Here is a 22,657-nt window from a genome sequence, read left to right as displayed (position 1 = left end):
CGGTCCCTGCCGCCGCCCGGTGCGCCACCCGGCCGTCACCGGGCAGCGGCATCGCGCGGGCAGCGCCCACCGCCGCCCCGGCCCCTTTCACTCGGAGAGCACCATGACCCAGAACCTTGTCGATCTCGCCTTGACCGACGACCAACTGGCCGCCGCCGAGGCGGCCATCACCCAACTGGAAACCCTGTTCGCGGGTTTCGTCTCCCTCACCCCGCAGGAACGCCGCAGCCTTACCCGCATGGGCCAGCAATCCAAGCCCTTCTGCGATGCCACGCTGCTGGCCATGGAACAGAACCCCGAACTCATCCCGCCCATTCTCGACCTGGCCGAAGGCAAGAAAGACGTGCTCACCTTCGACCAGCTGACACCCCTGTTCCGCCGCATGGAACGCCTGTCCGAACGCGCCTGGGATACCGAGGCCGCCCTGGGCAGCGACATCATGGTGCTGGCCCTGGGCGGCTACGGCGCCCTGCGCGCCGGTGGCAAGGCGCAGGGGCTCGATGCCCTGTGCAAACAGCTGTCGGTGCGCTTCGCCCGTGCGCCGCGCAAGCCCAAGAAAGCCGCCGGCGACAACGGCGGCAGCAACCCGCCCGCCACCTGACCCGCCAGCGCCTGCCGCACAGTGCCGCGCCCGTGGCAGGGGCGCGGCGCTGTGTTATTCCATTCGTTGAATAGTTCGGGCGTTTCTGATCAAAACTGTTTTGTAGCAATCAACAACGGCGTGCCAGACGCCGCAGCCAACGGGCTGCACCGTGTGGCGAACCCGCCGACGCTGCCGTGCACCGGACCCGGCGGCCGCCGGGGGGCGGCCGGCCATTCCGGCCGAAGCATTCGCCCGCAAAGCGCGGCATTCCGCCGTCAAAACGCGAAGTTCCACCCTTTCCGCGCGGAAGGCCGCGGTCGAAGCGCCGCGTTCCGCGCCAGAAGGGCGGAGCGCCACGGTCAACGCGCCGTGCTCCGCGCCCAAACGGCGGGGTTCCGCGCTCACTCCGCGGCGTTCCGCGAAAAAAGGGCGGAACGCGACCGTCAAAGCGCCGAGTTCCACGGTAAAAGCGCGGAGCACCGCAAAAAAAGCGCCGCGTTTCGGGCTTTTTGACCGAAAGCCAGGGCGCGCAGCCGGGAGCGGAAACGGGCCAATCCCTGGGCCGGGCCGCCCACCGTGGCGGCGTTTCCGCATAAACCGTCAATCGGCAAACCCCACCGACAGCGCGCCGGCTGTGCGCCGCGTTCCTACGGGCGCGCCGCCTTACGCCGGCCTTTCACCCGTCCCGCCAATGCCAGCGCTGGGCGCAGGCCGGGTTCCGGCACCAGCAGCCTTGCCTGTGCCATCGAAAACGGCGGCTGCGCGGCGGTGACAATGAAATGGTCCAGCAGCTTCACGTCGACCAGGCGCAGTGCCGCCTGCAGTTCGTGCGTCAGCGCGATATCCGCATCCGACGGCTCCGCGTCACCCGAGGGATGGTTGTGGGCCAGGATGCCGGCCCAGGCATTGGCCGCCAACGCGGACTTCACCACTTCGCGCGGATAAACCATCACGCGGTCCAGGGTGCCGTGGGCGAGTTCGCGGAATTCGAGGAGGTGGAGTTTGGGGTTGAGCCAGGCGACGGCGAGGACTTCGTGGCTCAGCGGCGAAAGACGAATTCGGAACCACTCTGCTGCGAGGTGCGAGCTAGCCAAGGCTGGGCCAGGTTTTCTCGCCTGAGCTTCCAGAATGTCCAACGCACGGGCAAGTGTTGTTCTTGATCCTACGTCCGAAAATTCTGTCAGGTAGCGAAAGTCCATGGCGGCTGCAGATCAGTGGCGGTATGCCATTTGAGCGCGGGACAACATTGGGTTCCAGAGACGATAGTTTCAGTTCGTCGGAGAATAGAAACCGCAGCCGGCAGCCCAGCCAATAAAAGATCCTCAGCAGTACATCGAGTATTGAGAGTTCCGCAAAGCACTTCGCGCCGGCGCATGTGTGATACACATCGTCTGTTGCGCCGGTATCGGCGTTTCTCTCCCAGGGCCGCTCGTATACATTGCGCGACGGCAACAAACTGCCGTAAGGTTCACAGCGCGCGCCGTCGGCTAGGGTATTTGGTGTGCTTTCGATCAACTTGCGGTTTCGATTCAGGAGGAACGGCGTGTCGAATCAGGTCCCAACCCCGTCTATTGGCCACGCACCCAATCTCGAATCGGTTGTCATCAAACTGGATCGTCCGGAATGGCAAGCGCAATCAGGATCTACTGGAGCGGGTCGCGATCCGTCCGAAACACGCGAGCCTATTCACCGCCGCCAATATGACAGCTTCCGCCGCAGTGTTAGGGACCACCTTGATCGACTTGACGACCTCCGCGTGCCGGAATACGTGGTTGAACCGGATAGCTATCCAAGCGCGAGTGGGTGGACTTTTTTTCTCGACGGTACGCGTGGCGCGGGAAAATCAACCTTTCTCCGCCATCTCAAAGAGGTTTTCGAGAAAAAGAAAGAAGCAAAATTTCGAATGCGCTTCTTGCCGCTTATTGACCCGAGTCGGATCGAGCACAGCGAAATCCCGCTTCTTGTCATACTGCGGCAAATTGCCAAATGCGTAGATAAGCAGTTGGAAGTGCAAGGCAGCCTCGACTGCGAAAAATCTCGCCAAGGCTGGCGCGAAGCTTTTAAAAACGTTGCAGGTGGCTTGGCGCTGTTCCAACAGGGACATCACGCGCTTAATGATCTTGATCCGGAGCTGTTTCTCGATTGGGGATTGGAGCGCGCTGGAGATAGTCTCGATTTACGCAAGAAGTTGCACAAATTGTTCGACCTTGCCTGCGAAATTTTGAAAGTCGATGCATTGATGCTGGCTTTCGATGACGCGGACACACACGCAGGCCACGCGGTGGGTCTGCTTGAATGCATACGTAAGTATCTAGATATGCCGCGCATGATGGTAGTAGTTGCTGGTGACATGGAACTCTATGCTTTGCTAGTCCGACGTCATTTCGCGAAAACCATCGGCGGCAGGGTCATATTCGGCAATGCAAATACAGAAAACATAGCGCACAAAGGACGGTCTGACCAATATCTACGCATGATCGACCAGCTTGAAGAGCAATACCTTCTAAAACTGTTTCCTACGCATCGGCGCGCTTCGCTAGCGCCGCTCTGGAACACGATGGATGAGTCGACGAACACGTATAGGTACGAGTTTTCTTGGGACAACGCGAAATGCGATGTTCGCGAGCAAATCGATCAACTGATCCGCTCGGCATTACGCATTCGTACCAAATCTGATGTTGCTTTGTTTCGCGTCTACTTGTTGAAGCAGCCGTTGCGATCCGTTATTGATCTGATGGCGCACTGTGCGCCTCATCTTGAATGGCCCAACTGCGACTCGGGCCGAACCGACCCTGGCGAGCTGTTCAACGCTTTCTGCGCCGCAATGCGGGGGTTGACGCTGACGAGTCTCTACAAGCTGCGTATTGATACCGACGCGTTGTCCGAGCGCAGCTCGCCGGAGCTCTGTCGCGCGGTGTTCGATCTCACGCGTGGTGGCGACGATGTAGATACGGCGCCTTATCTGTCGCCGACCTCGGACGATGAGGACATTCGCAACTGTTCAGCCGCCCTTGCCGCCGAAGTTGCACGATTCTGCTATGGTCAACCGGGCGCGATGCTGCGTTATCTCTGTCGCGGCCCACTTAACGTCCTACTCTATGTTTTGACGCGCGATGGCGGTGGTTATAACGAACAATCCGATCTCGGACGGCAGCGCTTTCGACAGTACCTCGGCATAGGTCGTGACGAATATGCGCTGGATTGGGGGCGCCGCGCCACAGGCCAAATAGCATCGCATTACTCGACGCCACGGTCGAAAGACGTCCAGCTTGGCACGTATTTCCTTTCTAGCAAAGATTCGGCCGCCGAATCGGCCGCGATTCAGCTGAGTCTCATAAAAATCTCTGAGAGAAAGGGGATTCGAACATATGCCTCGCTGTTCACCCTCCTGGGATTGGTCGAGCGTTTGCTATCCGAGCAGTACAATGCCAAGAACGACAAAGCTGGGAAAGGTTTGTCGATCGAAGACATTAGACACTTACTTCGAAAGACCTATCCGACTCTGACGATTCCTGCGCCGAGCTGGGGCGCTACCGCCGAAGCCGAGATTAGGCGACGTGCGAGCAGTCGGTTAGATACCGAGGAAGAAGCCGATGATGAACTAATCGAAAAATTGCTGATACCTGTGGAGGAATGGCTGAGCGATGTCGAGTTACTAAAAAGATTTCTGGCACCATCCTCTATATTTGTCGGTAAAGTCGCGAACCGCTTACTACATAACCTCGAGAATGTTGCCGAAGCATTTGGTCCCAAGTTGGAAAAGCCCAATGTAGCGGCGGACTTGGTAGAAATGTTCGCGGTCTGTCTACTCAATGCGTTTTTTGTGGAAGAGGCTGAGCATCACTTTGTCATCGGCGCACAGACAAATGAAACTGAGCCCGTCAATCGCGGTAATCCGCGAACTAGTCCAAAACCTTTTCTAAAAAAGCTCAAGGCTACGAAGTTGTTGCCTGAGCGCTGGCCGTTGATGGCCATCGTTGCGACGTGTCCGCTAGTACTTGGTCTGCTCTACGAGCGTGCGGAGTATCGGGAGATGTTCGAGCAATTACTTCCTAAAGGTAGCTGTCGCAATAAAGCCAGCTACGATGGTATCGTCACAGCGAATCAGACACGGCGTGCCCCTGTGCTGGATGCGACGAATGCGCACCCATCGTACCTAAATGAGGAAGGCGGATCTTCCGCGAAAAAAAAACCCGCCATCAAGGCACGGCCTAAACCGGAGACCAAAGAACCGGCTAAGAAAAAAGCCGTAACGTCGGGCAAAAAAGGCCGATGAACGGCCAATTGGTGTCTACAAGCGCGCTGCTTTCAACGCTACTGCTATCGGACTACCGCGTGCTTAAGTATCTGCGCGCTGCGCCGTTCAATGGGCGATCGACTTGGGATTTGTTGCGAGAGCCAGTTTACTTGGCGTACCAGCCCTGGGCTGCGCGTTACCCAGATCACGTTTTCGATATGGCATGGCGACAAGTGTCCGTGGGCGCTCAGTATCGCTCATGCCTTGTGCGGTCCGCGCTGCACCAGCTGGTCAGTGAGTTTGTCGAATACAGGCACCTTAAGATTTACGTCGATCACTTGAAGTTCGGCGCCTGGCAACAAGGAGTTGCCAGCCGCATGTCATCGCTACCGATCCAGGCAATGGCCGCCGTTTCGCTCAATGCGACCAGCCGCGAAGGGCGCGACGATCGTTCGGCGCGTTTGGGAATGACGCCAGTGCCTTCAGCCTCCTGGGGGCGTTTGTCTGTGCCGTTGCTCAAGCCCGCGAATGCGTCAATCGACGAATACCTTGCAAAGCAAGGTCTTCATGAAACGCACTTGCATTTGAATGGCAGTAGCCAAGCCGAGGTTTGCTGGCTTGGCGCTCTCGACGCGCCACGTAAGTACACTCGCGATTTCGATCAGGCATGGTCCATCGGAAGGGATAGGGAGCGTGTCCGTGACCTCGTGCGACAGGTCGATCCGGAGTTGACGCCGGCTGAGCTGTTCAAACGGCTATGCCTCGCGGCAAGACTGCGCGAATGGCTTGTATGCTTTGCCGCTGAACGTCTGCCCATGACTATGACGCTCCCACAGTCCTGCCAAGCACTACTCGGCGGCGGCTACCAAAGGGCGCCAGCATTCGCTGGGCTACGCCAGTCATTGCGAGTTGGCCTGGATATTCAAGCCGAACTGGAGTGGCAGACTCAGTTGATACGTAGGCTCGACACGCGGCCGAGTGGCGTGATTGGAGGCATGTTCCACACGTATCTACTGCTGCAGAATCAGTATTATCGGCTACTCGTTCAGAACGAAAGTTCTCACGGTTTTGACCAGTTCCAAAAGCTCACACTGACCAAGTTACGCGACCCTACCGAGCGTACCTACCAGCAACGTTTTCTGGCGATGCATGGATCGGGATTTCATAGCGTCACTGGCTATGTTGAAGGACGAATTGCGCCGAAAGACACGCTCCGTGAGCTAAGCGAATTAATTAGAGCGGTGCTCCAAGGCTATTTGCACTACCTGAAAACGGTAGGCCGCAGGTCGATGAGCACGTCTTATCGTCCTCTGTCCAGGCTTCTCGTCGAGCTGGATTCGACGCGACCAGGCAATCAGCGCGTATTGCAACTTGCGCTGGTTGTACACTTCGTCAAGCTGGCGCCCCCTAAGGTCGAGAAGCTGTATCGACACTATGATCTCGATCAAAAACTTCGCCGATATTCCGGCATCTTGCTGGTTGCGTTGAGGCGCTGGCCACGTCTTTCTCGGTGGGTGCGAGGTATCGACGCGGCAGCAAACGAGCTGCATGCCCCCCCTGACGTGTTCGCGCCAGTGTTTCGTGTTTGTCGTGCAGCCGGACTCCCGCATTGCACGTTTCACGCGGGTGAGGATTTTCGCCATTTGCTTTCTGGCATTAGCTACATGTGGGACGCCCTCAACCTGCTTGAACTGCAGCGTGGCGATCGGATAGGCCATGGCACCGCGATGGGTATCTCGCCGAGTCTGTGGTTGCAACGTATGCCGGGTCGTATCCTGCTCGCGCGCGGGGAATGGCTAACCGCGCTTCTTGCTGCATGGCAGCTAGTGAGGGATGTTCCTGGCATGCAGGCATGTGTGCCTAGGTTGCAGCGCGAGTTTGAAAGTCAGGGACAAAACATTTTTGGTCAATGGCAACCTGCAGCTGTTCTTGAGCGTGCCATGGCGCTGCGCGGCGTGTGTCGGAAGACCCTATTGCGTTGCTGCACGGGCTCGCGCGCCGCCAGTGACGCTCTTAGCAATCACTGGCAGTTGGAGATCGATCGGGTACGGCGTGTTGTCCGTGAACAACCTGACGCAACTGCGTTGCTGTGGCGCTGGTTAAGTGATTCCGATGTCATCAAACGTGCCGACGAGATCATTGAAGTCGATGCAGGGTTCCTTGACGCATCGCAATATGTTGTTATTCAGCAATCGTTGATGCGCCATATCGGCCAGCGTGGTGTCATCGTCGAAACGTTACCGTCGAGCAACGTGCGTATCAGTCAGTACCAGAGCTTTCTGGAGCATCATTCGTTGCGGTGGATGCGGGTGCCCGAATATCTTCAGGCTGAAGACCCTCCGATCCTGGTCAGCCTGGGTTCCGACGATCCGGGAATTTTTGCAGGCGATCTCGAAACCGAATTCCACCAACTTTATGCCGCGTTGCGCGCAGCTGGTGAAAGCGAGCCAGACGCGCTGCGTAAAGTTGCTGCGATCAACGAATGTGGCCGAACCTACCGCTTCCACGACAAAACCCTCGTCACGTCCATGCGCGGGATTGAGTGATCGGTCAACACGCTGCAGCAGGCGACCCGCAATTCGACGTGACGGGACGCGAAACCCACCACCTCGACCGATTGCGATGCTGCTGGAGATGTACGGTTCGGCGGCTCGCCCTTTGCGATCTCAGTGCCTTATCGCCAGCGCCAAACAAACCCCCGCCCACACCACCATCCCCACCCACAAATTATTCCGGAACGCCGCAAAGCACGCGGCGCGCTCGCGCGTGCGGATCAGCCACTGCTGGTAGCCGCATAGCCCTGCCGCCGCGACGACGGCGAAGTAGTACGACCAGTGCAGTTCGGCGCGGCTGCCGATCAGTACCAGCGCCATCACGAAGGTGCCCATCAGCACGCCGATGATCATGCGGTCGTCGTCGCCGAACAGGATGGCGGTGGATTTGGAGCCGGCCTTGATGTCTTCGTCGCGGTCGACCATGGCGTATTCGGTGTCGTAGACGGTGGCCCAGACGACGTTGGCGAGGAACAGTACCCAGCACAGCGGGGGCAGGGCATCGAATAACCCGACGTTGATGCCGCCGCCTTTGACGGCGGCGAAGGCCATGGGGATGGACCAGCCGAACGCGGCGCCGAGTACCACTTGCGGCAGGTGGGTGTGGCGTTTGGCAAAGGGATACAAGGTGGCGAGTGCGGCACCGGCCAGGGATAGCTTCACGGTCAGCGCGTTGGTCAGCAGTACCAGGCCGAAGGCCAGCAGCATCAGCACGCCGAACAGCACCAGGGCGGCGCGCGGCGTGACGCGGCCGGCGGCGATGGGGCGGCCTTTGGTGCGTTCGACTTGCGGGTCCAGCCAGCGGTCGGCGTAGTCGTTGATGACGCAGCCGGCGGCGCGCATCAGGAATACGCCGACGGTGAAGATGACCAGCAGGTGCGGCGGCGGGAAGTCGTGCTGGGCCAGCCAGAGCGCCCACCAGGTCGGCCACAGCAGCAGCAGCGCGCCGATGGGGCGGTCCATGCGCATCAGCACGAGGTAGTCGCGCGTGGTGTCGCGCCAGGCCGCGGGCAGCAGGCGCAGCAGGGCTTCGAGCACGCCGCGGGAGCGCGCCGAGGCGTCGGCGGGATGCGCGGGTGCGGCGGCTTTGGCGGCGGCGGGTTTGGCCTTGTGGGCGGGTTTGGCTTTGCCGGGGTCTGCGGCGGCGGTCGCTGCGGGCGTCGCGCTGCGCGGTGGAATCTTGTCGGTATTCATCCACGGCACCGGTGTGCTGCTGGCGTGGGTCGGGCCGGTGGACGGTGGTGCAGGGGCGGTTGCATGGGTGGGTGCCTGGGGCGTTGCCGGCGCGGGTGGGGACGGCGGTGGCGGTGTGACGGTGCTACGGGATGCGGGTGCCGTGCTGCTGGCCGGCGCTGGCGCCAAGGGTCTGGCGGCCGGGGGCGCAGAGGCCGGTCCGGCGCCAGGGCGGTGTGCGCCGCCAGTTGTGCGTGAAGCGGTCGCGGGTGCAGTGACCGGAGGCACCGGCGATGCGGTCGCCGCGGAATGCGTTGCCGCGGCCGCCGCGGGCGGCGGCACAACGGGACGCCCGGCAGGCGCGGACGCGGTCACCGGTGGTGCTGCAGCTGGCACCGCCGGCGCGGGTTTCACCGCTGCCGGTGCCGTGACGGACGCCCCACCCGGCGGCGGTGGACGTGGGGCAAGCGGCGCTGCATGCGACGGTAGTGATGCGGGCGCCGCTGCGACTGTCGCCGGCTTCGCCGCAACGGGCGCAGTGACAGCGGCAACCGGCGCTATCGGCGGACGTGCTGCCGGCGGCGTGTTGATCGGTGGGGCGGTGGCCTGCTGCGCACCGGTGGTCGGTCTTGCCACGGGCGGCGTCGCAGTGGGCAATGCGTCGGCCGGACGCGTGACTACCGGCGCTGCCACCGCTGGTGGTGATGCCGTCGCGCCTGGTGTTGACGGCGGTGGTGCAGCGGCCGGTGCGGCTGTCGGCGCTGCTGTTGCAGGTGAAACCGCGGTGCGTGCAACGACAGGCGCTTCGGCTGATGGTGGTGCTGCGACGGGCGGTGTTGGCGTTGCGGTCGCGGCAGCCGGTGCGACGGGCGGTGCTGGCGTCGCCGGCGCGGCAGTGGATGCTCTGCTCGCCGGTGTCGCGGCGGCGGTGGGTACGGGGGTGGATTTCGCCGCGACTGGCGGCGACGCACGCTGTACTGCCGCAGGCGGCGCATCGGCCGCTGTCGCCAACGGCGTTGCCTCGGGCGTAGCGGCCGCCGGCTTCGGCGCAAATCGCCCGGAGGAAGATCGCGCCGGTGTCTTGGTGGCGGCGGCTTCGCCGTCTGCGGCTGTGCTGCTGCGTGTTGCGCGGCTGCGCGGCTTCGGCGCGGTGGCGGCTTCGCCCGTATCGGCGATCAACGATCCTTGCGGCGATTCGCCTGCTGCGGTTTCGCTGGCGGTCTTGCGTGCGGCAGTGCGTGGGCGCGCGGCCGGCTTCGCTGTGGCGGAATTATCGGCGTCGGCGCTTGCAGCAGGTTTGCTGGCGCGACTGCGCGGTTTGGGAAGGCTGGCGTTGGCTTCGGCGTCACCGCCGGGAGCGTCGGTCTTCTTGCTCATGCCGCGAGTGTAGCGAGGCTGGCTGCCGACGCGGCGGACTCAGCGCAGGGTTTTGGCCCTGCGCTGGCATCGTGTTCATGGGTATCGGTTGTTTGCCAAGTCTTGGGCGCGTCTGACAAAACGGCAGACTTGCTAGCCGTTAGCCCCTCACCTTCACCCCCTTGAAGGAGAGGGCTCAAGCCAAGCCTGTCGGAACGGATAGCTTCTTGCTAGACGCTCTTACGGCATGAAGCCATAAGTTGCCGTCCCATCGCCGTTGTCCTTGATCTGGCTGATGCCGCGCACGCCGTTGCCCTTGGCCACGTCGGCCTGGCCGGCGCGGCTGCGGAAGGTCAGCGGGGCCTTGAGTTTCAGCGGCACGAAGCGCACCGGGCTGGCTTCGATGTCGCGGCGCGTGAGTTGCGGATGCGCCTTGAGCCAGGCGATCACCACGTCGCGGTTGGTCACTTCGGCGGACAACACGATGTTCTTGCCGTCCAGCCCCGGAATGCTGCCGCTGCCGCTGGCGCGGTAGTTGTTGGTGGCGACGAGGAAGGGCTGCTTGGGGTCTACCGGCTTGCCCTGGTAGTCGAGCTTGACGATGCGCTGGCCGGGGGCGCGGGTCAGGTCGATGGTGTAGAGCAGCTCGCCCTGGATCACGTCGAAGTTGTAGGTCGGTACGCGGGTGTTGATCATCGCCTGCGGCTCGGCCGAGGTGGTGTCGACCTTGTTGAAGCGTTCGGCGGATTTTTCCAGCCAGCCCTTGAGGATGGCGCCGTCGATCTGCACGGCGGCGATGGTGTTCGGATACAGGTAGAGATCGGCCGCGCTCTTGATGGTGACCTTGCCGGGCTTGACGTCGCTGTAGTCTTCCGGCCCGGCGAAGCCGGCCTTGAACGCGGCGGCGGCGGACAGCACCGGGATGTTGGCCAGGTCGGGGCGTTCGCTCTTGATCCAGTCGCGGGTGAAGTCGCGCTGGGCGGCGTTGATCACGCCCAGGGCGCTCACGTCGCCCTGGTCGGCGAAATAGGTGCTGAGGTGATAGTCGGTCTGGCCGATCGCGGTCTCGACCCAGGCGATGGTGGCGCGGTGTTCGCGGTCGACCAGTTTGGCGATTTCGCCGTCGGCGGGCACGCACTCGTGGTCCTTGGGACAGATCGGCCGCACTTCGCTGTAGCTTTTGTCCTTGGCGATCTGCCAGCGGCCGTCCTTGCGTTCCAGCGCCAGTTTGATCACGCCCAGGCCCTTGCCCCAGAAGCTGCCCATCACGGCGGGCACGCCGCGCACGAAGCCGCGTTCGTTGTCCACCTCGGCCATGCTGTTGAAGCGCGACTTGGGGTTGCTGGCGTTGGGGAAGGTGTCGTGGCTGTGGCCGAGCAGGATGGCGTCGATGCCGGCGACGCCGGCCAGATGCCAGTTGGCGTTTTCCATGGTGTCGCTGTAGGTGTCGGGGTTCAGCCCGCCGTGCGACACGGTGACGACCAGGTCTACGTTCTGCGCGCGCAGGGGCGGCAGGTATTTCTGCGCGGCCTCGACCACGCCCATCGTGGTCACCTTGCCTTCGAGGTTGCGTTTGTCCCATTTGAGAATCGGCGGCGGCGCAAAGCCCAGCACGCCGACGCGCAGCGGCACGCTCAGCGCGCTGCCGTCGGGCGTGTACGCGGTGATGGTTTTTTCCACCACCAGGAAGGGTTGGTAGATCGGCTTGCCGTCGCGCGCCGAGAACACGTTGGACAGCACGAACGGGAAGGTTGGGCCGACGCAGTCCTGTGCATCGACACCGTCGGCGTTCATGCGCGCGCCGGTGACCTGGGCGAGGAAATCCAGGCCGTAGTTGAATTCGTGGTTGCCGATGGTGGCGGCGTCGTAGCCCAGCGCATCCATGGCCTTGTAGGTGGCGAGCTTTTCCGTGCAGGGCAGGCGCTCGGCCAGGGCCTGGTGGTCGGACAGGGCGGTGCCCTGGATGGTGTCGCCGTCGTCGAACAGGAAGGTGTTGGGGTATTCCTTGCGTGCGGCGCGGATCAGCGTGGCGACGCGTTCGAAGCCCAGGGTCGGGTCTTGCACGCCTTTGAAATAGTCGAAGCTGAGCACGTTGGCGTGCAGGTCGGTGGTCTCCAGCAGGGCCACGTCGGCGCGGGCGCCGTCCTCGAGTTGCGGGCCTTTCTTGTGGCCGCCGCTGGTGCAGGCGGCGAGGGTGGCGGCGACGCTGAAGGCAAGCAGGAGACGGTGCATGGCGGCTGCGCAGGCTGGAGGTTGGGCGCGCACCTTAGCACCGGCATGCGCCTGGCCGCATGTCCGGGCCGTGACGGCCCACCTTCCGCCGATGGGCCTGCAGCCCAACCCTGGCCCCATAGTGCGCGTGCCGCCGGGCTGTCACACTGGCCACTTACTTTGCGAATTCGACCGGGAGACCACCGTGAAGCGACTGCATCCGCTGCCCTGCCTGCTGGCGCTGGGCCTGACCGCCTGTGCCAGCCAACCCACCGCATCGCCGCACGCGTCCGCTACGCTGACGCCGATTGCGGTGCCGCAGATCCAGCGGCCGCAGCAGGAAACCGCGGCGTGGTGGTTCACTGCCGGTGCCGCCGCTGCCCACGCCAATGTCGGCGCCACGCCGCCGCGGGCGAAGAACGTGATCGTGTTCCTCGGCGATGGCATGAGCATTCCGACCATTGCCGCGGCGCATATCCTGCTCGGCCAGCGCCAGGGCAAGGACGGCGAAAGCGCGCGGCTGTCGTTCGAGACGCTGCCTTACACCGCGCTGAGCCGCACCTACGAAACCGATTCGCAGACGCCGGATTCTGCCGGCACCATGACGGCGATCATGTCGGGCGTAAAGACCAAGGCCGGCTTCATCGGCGTGGGCCAGGGCGCCGACCGCGCCGATTGCGCTTCCAGCAAGGGCGATGAGCTGCTCAGCGGGCTGGAGCTGGCCGAACTCGCCGGCCTGTCCACCGGCGCGGTGACCACGACCAAGATCACCCATGCCACGCCGGCGGCGACCTATGGCCACCTGCCCGAGCGCAACTGGGAAGGTGACGTGGACGTGGCCAATTCGCCCAAGGGCGGCGACTGCCTGGACTTCGCCCGCCAGCTGGTGGAGCAGCCCTTCGGCAACGGCCTGGAAGTGGCACTCGGCGGCGGCCGCGAAAACTTCATGCTGCCCACCCAGCGCGATCCGGAAGAACCCGGCCGCCCGGGCAAGCGCCTGGACCAGCACGACCTGATCGCCCAGTGGAGCGCCCGCCCGGGCGCCAGCTACGTGTGGAACAAGGAACAGTTCGACAAGGTGGATATTGGTGCGACCACGCACCTGCTCGGCCTGTTCGAGCGTTCGCACATGCGCTTTGACCATGACCGGCTGAATCCGCCCGAGGAAAAGGGCCGCGTCGCCGCCGACGAACCCAGCCTGGCCGAGATGACGCGCACGGCGCTGAAGATCCTGAAGAAGAATCCGAAGGGCTATTTCCTCATGGTGGAAGGCGGCCGCATCGACCACGGCCACCATGCGGGCAATGCCTATCGCGCGCTGACCGACACCATCGCGTTTTCCGACGCGATCCAGGCGGCGATGGACGATACCGATGCCGCGGATACGCTGATCGTCGTCACGTCGGATCATTCCCACACGATGTATTTCTCCGGCTATCCGCAGCGCGGCAATCCCATCCTCGGCCTGGTCCACGGCGGGTCGGATTTCGAGGACTCCGGCGAAGCGCTGGCGCTGGACCAGCTCGGCCTGCCGTATACCACGCTGGGCTATGCCAACGGCCCGGGCTATACCGGCCCCAGCGACAGCCAGCCGCAAGGCCCCAAGACCTATCCGCACTACTACAAGAAGCTGCAGGGCCCGTCGACGGCGCGGCCCGACCTGCGCAAGGTCGATACCCAGGCGCCGGACTACATGCAGGAATCGGTGGTGCCGTTCATGAGCGAAAGCCATGGCGGCGAAGACGTGGCCATCTTCGCGCGCGGCCCCGGCGCGCAGGCCTTCCACGGCGAGCTGGAACAAAATGTCATTTTCCACATCATCGTGCAGAGCGCGCCGCTGCTGCGCAAGCAGCTGTGCGCCAGCGGCAGCTGCAACGCTGACGGCGTACCGGTGAACCTGCCCGATCGCGCCGCGCTGCTGCCGAAGGCGAAGTAAGCGCGAACGATGCGCGGCTTGGCCCGCGGCCGCCTAGGGGGCGGCCGTGGGCTCGAAGCGGTAGTGGCCGGTGATGGTGTAGTCGAACAGCATGTCTTCCAGCTGCGTGCCGCCGCCGATGTTGTGCACGATCAGCGGCCGTCCGCCGTAACGGCGTGCGGCAACCAGGCCGATGTGCGGCACGCCGCTGGGCAGGCGCCAGGTGACGATATCGCCGGCCTGGTACAGGGCGGCATCGGTCTGGCTCACCTTCAGTACCTTGCCGTGACGCGTGAAGAAGGTGGCCAGGTTGGGCACGCGGCGGTGGTCGATATTGCGGTCGGTGCCGCGCAGGCCCCAGAGCTTGGGATAAGCCGCCCAGGCCGCGCGCATGTCTTCGTGTACGCGCTGCTGCAGGTCGATGCCCAGCGCGCGATAGGCGCGGATCAGCACGTCGGTGCAGACACCGCGCACCCGCGGCACGTCGCCGTTCGGATAGGCCAGGCGCGCGTAGGCGGCGTCGTAGTACAGCGTCACGCCGATCTGCTGCTGCGCGGCGGCGAGCAGGTTGTCGGGGAATACCGTTGCGGCGGGTTTTTGTGCCGGCGTCGCAAAACTGACCAGCGACAGCAGTATCGCCGCGCCTATCGACAGACAACGATGGCTAGGCGCAGATAGCTTGATCATGGTGTGGGCAATACCTGGTGCGCCTGCAGGAAGGTCCGCAGCAACGGCAGCAGCGCGGCGCCGAAATAGCGGCAGTCGTTATGTCCGCAGGGTTCCGTGTGCAGCTGCGCACGCGGCGATGCACCGGCCATCCTGCGCGCATGCGCGGCCGGAATGACCTCGTCGTTGTCGCCGTGCATCAGCAGCACCGCGCCGGAGAATTCGCGGATGCGCGCGGCACTGTCGAACGGGTCCAGCGCGAGGAACGGCGGCAAGAAGTGATCCCGCGCCAGGTCGGCGGTGGAGGCAAACGTCGACAGCAAGACCAGCGCCGCCAGCGGCCGATGCCGCGACAGCTCCGCCGCGGGCGCGCCGCCGATGGAGCGGCCGAAGGCGACGATTTTGCGCTTGTCCACGCGGCTGTCCTGGGCCAGCCAGTCGTAGGCGGCGGTCGATGCCTCGACCAGGCTGTCGAAGGTCGGTGCACCGTCGGCGCCGGCATAGCCCGGCAGTTCGAGCAGGAATACATTCAGGCCCAGCGTGTTCAGCGCGGCGAGCGTATCGAGGTGCTGGTCGATGGTTTCGCCGTTGCCGTGGAAAAACAGCAGGGCCGGTGCCGGTGTGGCCGCAGCGGGCAGAAACACGCCGCGGGCATGGCCGAACGATACGGTCGGCTCGACCAGCTGCGCCGGTGTCGTGAGAGCGGTGCGGAACGGATGGCGGACGGTATCGGCCAGCGGAAACAACAGCTGGCGCTGCGCGGTATAGAACAGGGCGGCGTAGGCGGCGTAGGCCAGAACGGCCAGGGCCAGCGCGGCCACGGCCATTCGTCGCAGGACGTTCATCGGAGCAGTTCACCCATGTCGATGGTTGCCCCTACTTTGCATCGTTCTCTGGTTATCTGCACCCTGCTGTTGGGCCTGTTTGTTTTGCTGCCAGGCGCCTACGCGGCCGAGCCGGCCTTGCGCGATGGCGACATCCTCTTCCACACCTCGCGCTCGGCGCAGAGCGCCGCCATCCAGCGTGCCACGCACTCGCGCTATAGCCATATGGGGCTGGTGCTGCACCAGGACGGCAAACCGTTTGTGCTGGAAGCGGCGGCCACGGTGAAGTTCACGCCGCTGCCGCAATGGATCGCGCGGGGCGATGGCGGACATTACGTCGCCAAACGCTGGACCGAAGCGGATACGCGGCTCGACGCGCACGGCGCGGCGCGCTTGCGCCGCGAAGCGCTGGCCCTGCAGGGCAAACCGTATGACCTGACATTCGAGTGGTCGGACCAGCGCATCTATTGCTCCGAGCTGGTGTGGAAGGCCTACCAGCGCGCGTTCGGCGTGCGCCTGGGAGAGACCCAGCTGCTGCGCCAGTTCGACCTGGATACGCCGGTGGTGAAGGCCAAGTTGCGCCAGCGCTACGGCGAGCGCATCCCGTTGGACGAGACGGTGATTTCGCCGGCGGCGATGTTCGACAGTGATCTGTTGCGGACGGTGGTAGAGCACTAAGGATTTGTCCGGACGATTTGTACCGAATGGAAAATCAGATTTTTTGCTATTGATGATAGGGAAAAGACAGGGAAAGCCATGGTCCTGGCGACAAGGTTCAGAGGCAGGAAAGCACCCTCTCCCCCAAGCGAAGCGTGGGGGAGAGGGTGCAGGCGCTTGAATCTTCCTCGACATTCCGTTTGTCGCCGATAGCACAAACACGCGTGGCGTACGCCGAAAATCACACGCCGGGCCTGGCAGCCATGCCTGCCCCTCTCCCAACCCTCTCCCCCCAAAACGTTTGGACGAAAGGGCTTAGGGCGCAGATCGACGGCTTCACGCACCGCTGCAGATCGACGCTACCCGGCGTGATATCCGTCCTCAATCCGCAATCACCGCGACTGCCTGCGCTTTCTCGTCGCCTTTCAACCGCTGTGCCGTTTCCACCAGCTTGATGAATTCCGCGCGATAACCGTCCGCATCCTTGCCGCGGGCGTTGCGCGCCAGAGCCGCTACCTGGCCCAGGTCGAATTTGCCCAGGTGGCTGCCACCGCGCAGGCTGTCGGCAAACGCCGCCACTGCCGCGGCAAAACGCAGGTTTTCGCTGGCGCTGTCGCGCAGTTCGCTCTTGCGCACCGGACGCTCGATCAGGCGGCTGTTGTCTTCGTCCGGCTGCTTGTAGCGCAGTTTGACGAACGCAATTTCTGCCGCGCCGACGCTGTTGGCCGGCTTGTCGCCACCGCCGTAGCGCAGCGGATCGACCTGGCCGCTGCCGTCGCCGACCAGGCTCAGCTCGTACAGCGCCGTCACGTCGTGGCCGGCGCCGATCTCGCCTGCGTCCACGTTGTCATTATTGAAATCTTCCCGGCGCAGGGCGCGGTTTTCGTAGCCGATCAGGCGGTATTCGGCGACCACGGCCGGGTTGAACTCGACCTGGATCTTCACGTCCTTGGCGATGGTGAACAAGGTGGAGCCGGCTTCCGCCACCAGTACCTTGCGCGCTTCGGCCAGGGTGTCGATGTAGGCGTGGTTGCCATTGCCGATGTCGGCCAGCTGTTCGGCCAGCTGTTCGTTGTAGTTGCCGGCGCCGAAGCCGAGCGTGGTCAGCGCGACGCCGTTCTTGCGTTCGTTTTCCACCAGGGTTTTCAGCGCCGTGTCGTCGGTGGTGCCGACGTTGAAGTCGCCGTCGGTGGCGAGTACGACGCGGTTGACGCCGCCCTTGATCAGCGACTGTTTCGCCATGGCATAGGCCAGCTGGATGCCGGCGCCGCCGTTGGTAGAGCCGCCGGCGGAAAGGCCGTCGAGGGCTTCCAGGATGCGCTGGTGCTGGTTGCCTGGTGTCGGCGGCAGCACCAGGCCGGCACTGCCGGCGTAGACGACGATGGAAACGCGATCCTGTTCGCGCAGGTTCGGCACCAGCTGCTTGAAGGCATCGCGCAGCAGCGGCAGTTTGTCCGATGAGTTCATCGAGCCGGAGGTGTCGATCAGAAAGACGAGATTGGACGGCGGAATATCGCCGCGCGGTACTTCGTAGCCCTTGATGCCGACCAGCAGCAATTTGCGTCCGGCATTCCAGGGCGCGGCGGCCAGTTCGGTGGTGACGCTGAACGGTACGTCGCGCCGGGCCGGAGGAACGTAGCCGTAGTCGAAATAGTTGAGAAATTCCTCGGCGCGAACGGCGTCGGAAGGCGGCAGCTGGTTGGCATTGAGCATGCGCCGGACGTTGGTATAGCTGCCGGTGTCGACGTCGATGGAAAAAGTGGACACCGGGTTGTCGGCGGCAATCTGCAGCGGATTGTCGGCGTGGTCCTGATAGCGTTCGGTATTGGCTGGTTCGGGGGTGGCCGGCGGTGCGGTGACCATCGGCGCCGCGTTGGTGAACGCGGGGGCGCCGGCCTTGGCGTCGGCTGGGGTCGTGCTGCGAACGGCCCGGTGACGCATCAGGCCGGAATAGTTGTCGATGGCTTTGCGGCTTTCCAATGGCTGGGCCGCGAGTTCGGTAGCAGGTTTTGGCAGGGACATCGCCGGCGGTGGCGGCGTGCCGGGTTCGGGGTGCGTCACCGGCCTGACGGCGACGATCTCGTCGCGGATCGCGGCGTCCTTGCCGCTGGCGGATTTTTCCTTGTCGGCGCGTGCTTCGGCCAGCTGCGCCTGCACTTCGCCTTGGGCGCGGTCGTCTTCCTTTTTGACGACGCCGTCTTGCAGCGGGGAAGATTTCTGGCTGCAGCCAGCCAGGCCGATTGCCAGGGTGAGGCCTATCGCCAGGCTCAGGGAAGTGCTGCGCATGGTCGTGCTCCGTCGTGTGGGGTGGCGGTACAACGGCGGCTTTCGGCAGGCGGGGTTGGCGCGACGCGGATTTCTTTTTTCGATGGCCGCTATCATCGGCGCGCCCATCCGGGCACCGACAGGAGACAGGCATGAAGCGCGCAGTCGCAGTCGTTGCAAGTATCTTCCTGGCAGGAATGGCCGCCACGGCTGCGGCCGAGGACAAGGCCGCACCGCCCATGACGGCCGAGCAGAAGGCCCAGGCCGACGCCTACCAGCGCATGAGCGAGTTGCGTCCGGAACACAAGCAGCTGGCTTATTTCGTCGGCAGCTGGAAGACCAAAAGCCAGGTCTGGATGGACTCGGCCGCAGCGGCGCTGGAAAGCACGGGGTCATCCAAGGCCGTGGCGATCTACGGCGGCCGCTATGTGACCATGAGTTTCGAAGGGCTGTTCTTCGGCCAGCCGTTCCAGGGCCAGGGCCAGCTCGGTTTCGACAACCTGCGCGGCAAGTTCTTCAGCACCTGGATCGACTCGGGTTCGACCGGCTTCTGGCTGTCCTGGGGTGATTACGACAAGGCCAGCAACGCCTGGACCTTCCTCGGTGAAATGCCCGATCCGCTAAAGCCGCAGAACATCGTCAAGGTGCGCCAGGTCATGCGCATCTACGACGACAAGCACTACGGCTTCGACTGGTACGAATTCAAGGACGGCAAGGAAACCCGCACTATGAATATCGACTACCGCCGCGAGTAGAAAGCAACAACGGGAAAAAAGAAGAAGCGAGGGGCCGCTGCAGGCACCATCCAGAGGTATTTGCCCGCAGCGATCCCCCCGCTTCTTTTTCCCGAAACGGGTTTACTGGCCGAAGCGGTAGGCCAGGTTCAGCGATATCAGGTCGATATGGTCGAAGCGGCCGTTGGTTTCGTTGCGCAGCGCGAAGCGGCGGCCTACGTCGGTGTAGCGGTCCCAGTCCAGGCGTACGTCCCAGGACGGGTTGACGCGCACGTTGAGGCCCAGGCCGTAGGTGATCTTGGTGGTGCTGTCGGAATGGCTGTAGCTGTGCGGCGAATTGTCGGCGTTGAGGCCGCCTTCGCTGTAGTCGAGCTTGGCGTTGTACAGGCCGACGCGCAGCAGGCCGGAGAAATTGTCGGTGAAGTCGAGTTCGCCGAATACCGTGCCACTGGGGCCGGAAATCTTGTAGCGGCCGTCGATGACGGCATTGGCGTTGGTCAGCGGCACCAGCGAACGCAGCACGAAATTGCTGCGCACCTCGCCCAGGTCGACCCAGGAAAACTCCACGCCCAGCCAGGGCAGGATGCGGTAGCCGCCGAAGATCTTCCAGGCCTGGTCGGTGTCGTCGACCATGCTGGCGGAAACGAAGGAATAGCCCGGATCGTTGCGGTAGGCGTCGCGGATCTGCGTGGGAATCGTGTCGTCGTAGCGCGCCTGGCCGATGCCGGCGCCGACGTAGAAGCCGGGCGATGCGGCCTGGGCAGTGCTGGCTGCGGCAGCGCCGAGCAGGCTGATTACAAGTAGTTTCTTCAACATGTCGCTATCTCCAGAAAAACAAAGTTCGTGTGCTGCGAGCGCTGCGCAGCCGCATGGATCAGCCCGCAAACGTTCTCTGCCGATTCACCCGCCGCACTTCCCTGACACGGCCGCCGGCACGCTAGCACAGGCCAAGCGATGCTGCAGGCAGCGGCCTTGCCGTGCAAAACCCGCGGAAACGCCGGGCCCGGCACGAATGTTGACCTCTGGCAGGCACTGCCACGGCGCAGGCCAGCGCACAATCGCGGCCGATGCAGGCGGCGGCCTAACAGCGCCATCTCACGGGGGCGCCTTGAACGCCGCCTGCATCGCTTGCTCTCGTACGGTCGCGCGTCATGGGATTGACTAAGGCTGTGACGCGGACACCCGCCATATCCCCCAAGCCCACCGCCGCAATACCCGGAAAGGCGACGTTGTCCGCCGCGGGTTGGCGGTCGCCGGTGCCGTCGGCGGCAGGTCTGGCTTCGCCGGCTTGATGCGCACGATCGCACCCCGATATAGCCCGGATTCTTTTGCCGGATGCCTGTCATGAATGCCCGCCTGCCCGTCGTGTTTATCGGCCACGGTTCGCCCATGAACGCGATCGAGGACAACCGCTGGAGCCGCGCGCTGCGCGAGCTGGCGCCCAGCCTGCCGCAGCCGCGCGCCATCCTGGCGGTGTCGGCGCACTATGTCGAAGCGGGCAGCCGCGTGACCGCACAGGCCCGGCCCAGGACCATCCACGATTTCGGCGGGTTTCCGCCGGCCCTGTACGAAGTGAACTACCCGGCGCCCGGCGACCCGGCCTTGGCGGCGCAGATTGCGGCGCTGAGCCCGGGCCGCATCCAGGCGCTGGACGACTGGGGCCTGGACCACGGCAGCTGGAGCGTACTGCGCCATCTGTATCCGGCTGCCGATGTGCCGGTGCTGCAGCTCAGCCTCGACAGCCGCGCCAGCGCGGGCGAGCACCTAGCCCTCGCCGCGCAACTCAAGCCCCTGCGCGACCAGGGTGTGCTGATTCTCGGCAGCGGCAATATCACCCACAACCTCGGCCATGCCTTCCGCGCCTGGCGGGCCGGGGATACGCGTACCCCGGACTGGGCGGCGCGTTTCGACAGCGCCATTGCGCAGGCGCTGCTTGGCGGCCAGCGCGAGACGGTTGCGGAGATCTTCGCCGGCGAAGACGGCCGCATGGCGCATCCCACGCCGGAACATTTCCTGCCGCTGCTCTACGCCGTCGGCGCCAGCGATGCGGATGACCGCGTCGATTTCCCGATCGAAGGCTTCGACATGGGTTCCCTGTCGATGCGCAGCGTGCGTTTTTCCCCCAGGGCTGATTGAATCGGCCCCACACGACCTCAGCAGGATGCAAACATGGCCAAGGGCCTACGCGGCGCAGTAGACGAGATCAAGGCCGCCATGCAGCGGCACGACAAGCGCGCGCGGCCGGGCGGCCTGGATTGCGCGCTGGCCGACAAAGTGGATTTTCTCAATCCGCAACATTGGGATGCATTGACCCGGGGCGCTTCGTTCTTCATGTCGCGCGACTACCGCCGCCTGCTGGAGACCTATGCGCCCGAGGGCATGCAGCAGCGCTATGCCCTGGTCTATCGCGACGGCCGGCCCATCGTGGCGCTGGCCGCCCAGGTGCTGGAAGTGCGCGGCGACCAGATGGCCAACCTGCCCGAATCGCGCGTGCGCAAGAAGGCGCTGGAAAAATTGCGTACGCGCCTGCTGGTCTGCGGCAGCCTGGTTTCCAGCGGTTTCCACGGCCTGGCCTTTGCCGCCGACGAAGAGCCGCAGGTGCTGTGGCACGGCGTGGCCGAGGCGCTGTACCGCATCCGCCGTGCCGACCGTCTGCACGGCCAGATCGACTACGTGATGATCAAGGACCTCGACGACGCGCGGCATGCGGGCGCCGCACCCCTGCGCGATTTCAGCTACCGGCCGCTGGCGACCGAGCCGGAAATGGCCATGGTCATTCGTCCGCAGTGGAAAGATTTCACTTCTTACCTGGCCGACCTCAATTCGAATTACCGCAGCAAGGCCAAGAAAGTGGCCAAGCAGGTACAGGACGCCGGCTACCGGGTCGAACGCAATGCCGACGCGGCGGCGCACGATGAGCGCCTGCATGCGCTGTACAGCGCGGTGGAACAGCGCGCCACGACACGCCTGTCGTCCTTGCCGCGCGGCTACTTCGGCGCGCTGGCGGCGCTGGCCGGCCCGGCGCGCATGCGCACGACGCTGATCCGCAACGACGAACATATCGCCGGTTTCATCACCCTGATCAAGGACGGCGAGCGCGCGCTGGGCTATTACGTCGGCCTGGACTACGCCGTCAACGCCAACGTGCCGCTGTATCTGCGCCTGCTGCAGAGCCTGATCGAAGACGCGATCGAGCTGGGCTGCAGCGAACTGAGTTTCGGCCGTACCGCCGCCGAGCCGAAGGCGGCGCTGGGGGCGAGCGCGTATTCCAGCCATGTCTGGCTGCGCCACCGCCTGCCGGCGGTGAACGCGCTGGTGCGCGAGGTCTTCACCCGCGTGCAGCCCGAGGCCGCGCCGCATCGCACGCCGTTCAAGGAAACGCATGGCTGACGTCGCGGCACCGACAGCGCGATCGGTGCACCGGTGCGGCTACCGGGGCGTGGGTGCGCTGCCGTCGGCGAGGCGGGTAGTGGTTCGTCGTCGG

At 63.9% G+C, this 22,657-nt stretch carries 16 protein-coding genes; 9 read left to right on the top strand and 7 right to left on the bottom strand.

Annotated elements, in window-relative coordinates:
- The first annotated feature begins 103 nt into the window (after nt 1–103).
- Nucleotides 104–601, top strand: coding sequence for a hypothetical protein (locus tag DFR29_RS17500; RefSeq protein WP_133819917.1), 498 nt, complete (start codon nt 104–106; stop codon nt 599–601).
- Between the two features lie 629 nt (nt 602–1,230).
- Here the strand turns inward: DFR29_RS17500 and DFR29_RS17495 are convergent.
- The gene (locus tag DFR29_RS17495; RefSeq protein WP_133819916.1) at nt 1,231–1,782 is read right to left on the bottom strand and encodes a JAB domain-containing protein; all 552 of its coding nucleotides are present in this window, start codon (nt 1,780–1,782) and stop codon (nt 1,231–1,233) included.
- Nucleotides 1,783–2,126: 344 nt separating this feature from the next.
- Here DFR29_RS17495 and DFR29_RS17490 point away from each other — a divergent pair, with 344 nt between their 5' ends.
- Nucleotides 2,127–4,859 (top strand): hypothetical protein, encoded by a 2,733-nt coding sequence (locus DFR29_RS17490; protein WP_133819915.1) that lies wholly within the window; start codon nt 2,127–2,129, stop codon nt 4,857–4,859.
- 59 nt (nt 4,860–4,918) lie between these two features.
- Nucleotides 4,919–7,366 carry an amidohydrolase family protein gene (locus tag DFR29_RS17485; protein ID WP_208113632.1) on the top strand — a complete coding sequence of 816 codons (2,448 nt, stop codon included), beginning with the start codon at nt 4,919–4,921 and terminating at the stop codon, nt 7,364–7,366.
- A 120-nt stretch (nt 7,367–7,486) separates the two neighbouring features.
- Here DFR29_RS17485 and ubiA read toward each other — a convergent pair whose 3' ends face one another.
- Nucleotides 7,487–8,410 carry a 4-hydroxybenzoate octaprenyltransferase gene (gene ubiA / locus DFR29_RS17480; RefSeq protein WP_425598849.1) on the bottom strand — a complete coding sequence of 308 codons (924 nt, stop codon included), beginning with the start codon at nt 8,408–8,410 and terminating at the stop codon, nt 7,487–7,489.
- A gap of 142 nt (nt 8,411–8,552) precedes the next feature.
- On the opposite strand from ubiA, the gene DFR29_RS17475 reads away from it, so the two are divergent.
- The gene (locus DFR29_RS17475) at nt 8,553–9,935 is read left to right on the top strand and encodes a hypothetical protein (RefSeq protein ID WP_133819912.1); all 1,383 of its coding nucleotides are present in this window, start codon (nt 8,553–8,555) and stop codon (nt 9,933–9,935) included.
- A gap of 206 nt (nt 9,936–10,141) precedes the next feature.
- On the opposite strand, the gene DFR29_RS17470 is transcribed toward DFR29_RS17475, so the two are convergent.
- Nucleotides 10,142–12,133, bottom strand: coding sequence for a bifunctional 2',3'-cyclic-nucleotide 2'-phosphodiesterase/3'-nucleotidase (locus tag DFR29_RS17470; protein ID WP_133819911.1), 1,992 nt, complete (start codon nt 12,131–12,133; stop codon nt 10,142–10,144).
- Nucleotides 12,134–12,317: 184 nt separating this feature from the next.
- Here DFR29_RS17470 and DFR29_RS17465 point away from each other — a divergent pair, with 184 nt between their 5' ends.
- The gene (locus DFR29_RS17465; RefSeq protein WP_243746093.1) at nt 12,318–14,048 is read left to right on the top strand and encodes an alkaline phosphatase; all 1,731 of its coding nucleotides are present in this window, start codon (nt 12,318–12,320) and stop codon (nt 14,046–14,048) included.
- Nucleotides 14,049–14,081: 33 nt separating this feature from the next.
- Here DFR29_RS17465 and DFR29_RS17460 read toward each other — a convergent pair whose 3' ends face one another.
- A complete protein-coding gene (locus DFR29_RS17460; protein WP_133819910.1) occupies nt 14,082–14,714 on the bottom strand; it encodes a DUF1287 domain-containing protein in 633 nt (210 codons plus the stop codon).
- A complete protein-coding gene (locus tag DFR29_RS17455) occupies nt 14,711–15,538 on the bottom strand; it encodes an alpha/beta hydrolase (protein ID WP_133819909.1) in 828 nt (275 codons plus the stop codon). The genes DFR29_RS17460 and DFR29_RS17455 overlap by 4 nt, the downstream gene beginning before the upstream one ends.
- Before the next feature lie 15 nt (nt 15,539–15,553).
- Here DFR29_RS17455 and DFR29_RS17450 point away from each other — a divergent pair, with 15 nt between their 5' ends.
- Nucleotides 15,554–16,195 carry a YiiX family permuted papain-like enzyme gene (locus DFR29_RS17450; RefSeq protein ID WP_208113631.1) on the top strand — a complete coding sequence of 214 codons (642 nt, stop codon included), beginning with the start codon at nt 15,554–15,556 and terminating at the stop codon, nt 16,193–16,195.
- Between the two features lie 360 nt (nt 16,196–16,555).
- Here DFR29_RS17450 and DFR29_RS17445 read toward each other — a convergent pair whose 3' ends face one another.
- Nucleotides 16,556–18,460: a vWA domain-containing protein gene (locus DFR29_RS17445; protein ID WP_133819908.1), complete on the bottom strand. Its 1,905-nt coding sequence runs from the start codon at nt 18,458–18,460 to the stop codon at nt 16,556–16,558.
- A 131-nt stretch (nt 18,461–18,591) separates the two neighbouring features.
- Here DFR29_RS17445 and DFR29_RS17440 point away from each other — a divergent pair, with 131 nt between their 5' ends.
- A complete protein-coding gene (locus DFR29_RS17440) occupies nt 18,592–19,194 on the top strand; it encodes a DUF1579 domain-containing protein (protein ID WP_133819907.1) in 603 nt (200 codons plus the stop codon).
- A gap of 102 nt (nt 19,195–19,296) precedes the next feature.
- Here DFR29_RS17440 and DFR29_RS17435 read toward each other — a convergent pair whose 3' ends face one another.
- Entirely contained in the window at nt 19,297–19,989 is a 693-nt protein-coding gene (locus DFR29_RS17435) for an outer membrane beta-barrel protein (protein WP_133819906.1), read from the bottom strand.
- A gap of 528 nt (nt 19,990–20,517) precedes the next feature.
- On the opposite strand from DFR29_RS17435, the gene ygiD reads away from it, so the two are divergent.
- Together ygiD and DFR29_RS17425 are read left to right on the top strand one after the other, a co-directional pair.
- The gene (gene ygiD, locus DFR29_RS17430; RefSeq protein ID WP_133819905.1) at nt 20,518–21,309 is read left to right on the top strand and encodes a 4,5-DOPA-extradiol-dioxygenase; all 792 of its coding nucleotides are present in this window, start codon (nt 20,518–20,520) and stop codon (nt 21,307–21,309) included.
- A 33-nt stretch (nt 21,310–21,342) separates the two neighbouring features.
- Nucleotides 21,343–22,563, top strand: a complete 1,221-nt coding sequence (locus DFR29_RS17425) for a GNAT family N-acetyltransferase (RefSeq protein WP_133819904.1) — start codon at nt 21,343–21,345, stop codon at nt 22,561–22,563.
- Nucleotides 22,564–22,657: the final 94 nt, after the last annotated feature.

The organism is Tahibacter aquaticus (assembly GCF_004363655.1).
GTDB lineage: Bacteria > Pseudomonadota > Gammaproteobacteria > Xanthomonadales > Rhodanobacteraceae > Tahibacter > Tahibacter aquaticus.
The sequence above is the reverse complement of the archived record's forward strand: the minus strand, read 5'-3'. Positions and strand labels throughout refer to the sequence as shown.

What these genes read in the sequence shown, in the direction of transcription:
- DFR29_RS17500 (WP_133819917.1), top strand. Translation starts at nt 104, where the DNA reads ATGACCCAGAACCTTGTCGATCTCGCCTTGACCGACGACCAACTGGCC.
- DFR29_RS17495 (WP_133819916.1), bottom strand. Translation starts at nt 1,782, where the DNA reads ATGGACTTTCGCTACCTGACAGAATTTTCGGACGTAGGATCAAGAACA.
- DFR29_RS17470 (WP_133819911.1), bottom strand. Translation starts at nt 12,133, where the DNA reads ATGCACCGTCTCCTGCTTGCCTTCAGCGTCGCCGCCACCCTCGCCGCC.
- DFR29_RS17460 (WP_133819910.1), bottom strand. Translation starts at nt 14,714, where the DNA reads ATGATCAAGCTATCTGCGCCTAGCCATCGTTGTCTGTCGATAGGCGCG.
- DFR29_RS17455 (WP_133819909.1), bottom strand. Translation starts at nt 15,538, where the DNA reads ATGAACGTCCTGCGACGAATGGCCGTGGCCGCGCTGGCCCTGGCCGTT.
- DFR29_RS17450 (WP_208113631.1), top strand. Translation starts at nt 15,554, where the DNA reads ATGTCGATGGTTGCCCCTACTTTGCATCGTTCTCTGGTTATCTGCACC.
- DFR29_RS17445 (WP_133819908.1), bottom strand. Translation starts at nt 18,460, where the DNA reads ATGCGCAGCACTTCCCTGAGCCTGGCGATAGGCCTCACCCTGGCAATC.
- DFR29_RS17440 (WP_133819907.1), top strand. Translation starts at nt 18,592, where the DNA reads ATGAAGCGCGCAGTCGCAGTCGTTGCAAGTATCTTCCTGGCAGGAATG.
- DFR29_RS17435 (WP_133819906.1), bottom strand. Translation starts at nt 19,989, where the DNA reads ATGTTGAAGAAACTACTTGTAATCAGCCTGCTCGGCGCTGCCGCAGCC.
- ygiD (WP_133819905.1), top strand. Translation starts at nt 20,518, where the DNA reads ATGAATGCCCGCCTGCCCGTCGTGTTTATCGGCCACGGTTCGCCCATG.
- DFR29_RS17425 (WP_133819904.1), top strand. Translation starts at nt 21,343, where the DNA reads ATGGCCAAGGGCCTACGCGGCGCAGTAGACGAGATCAAGGCCGCCATG.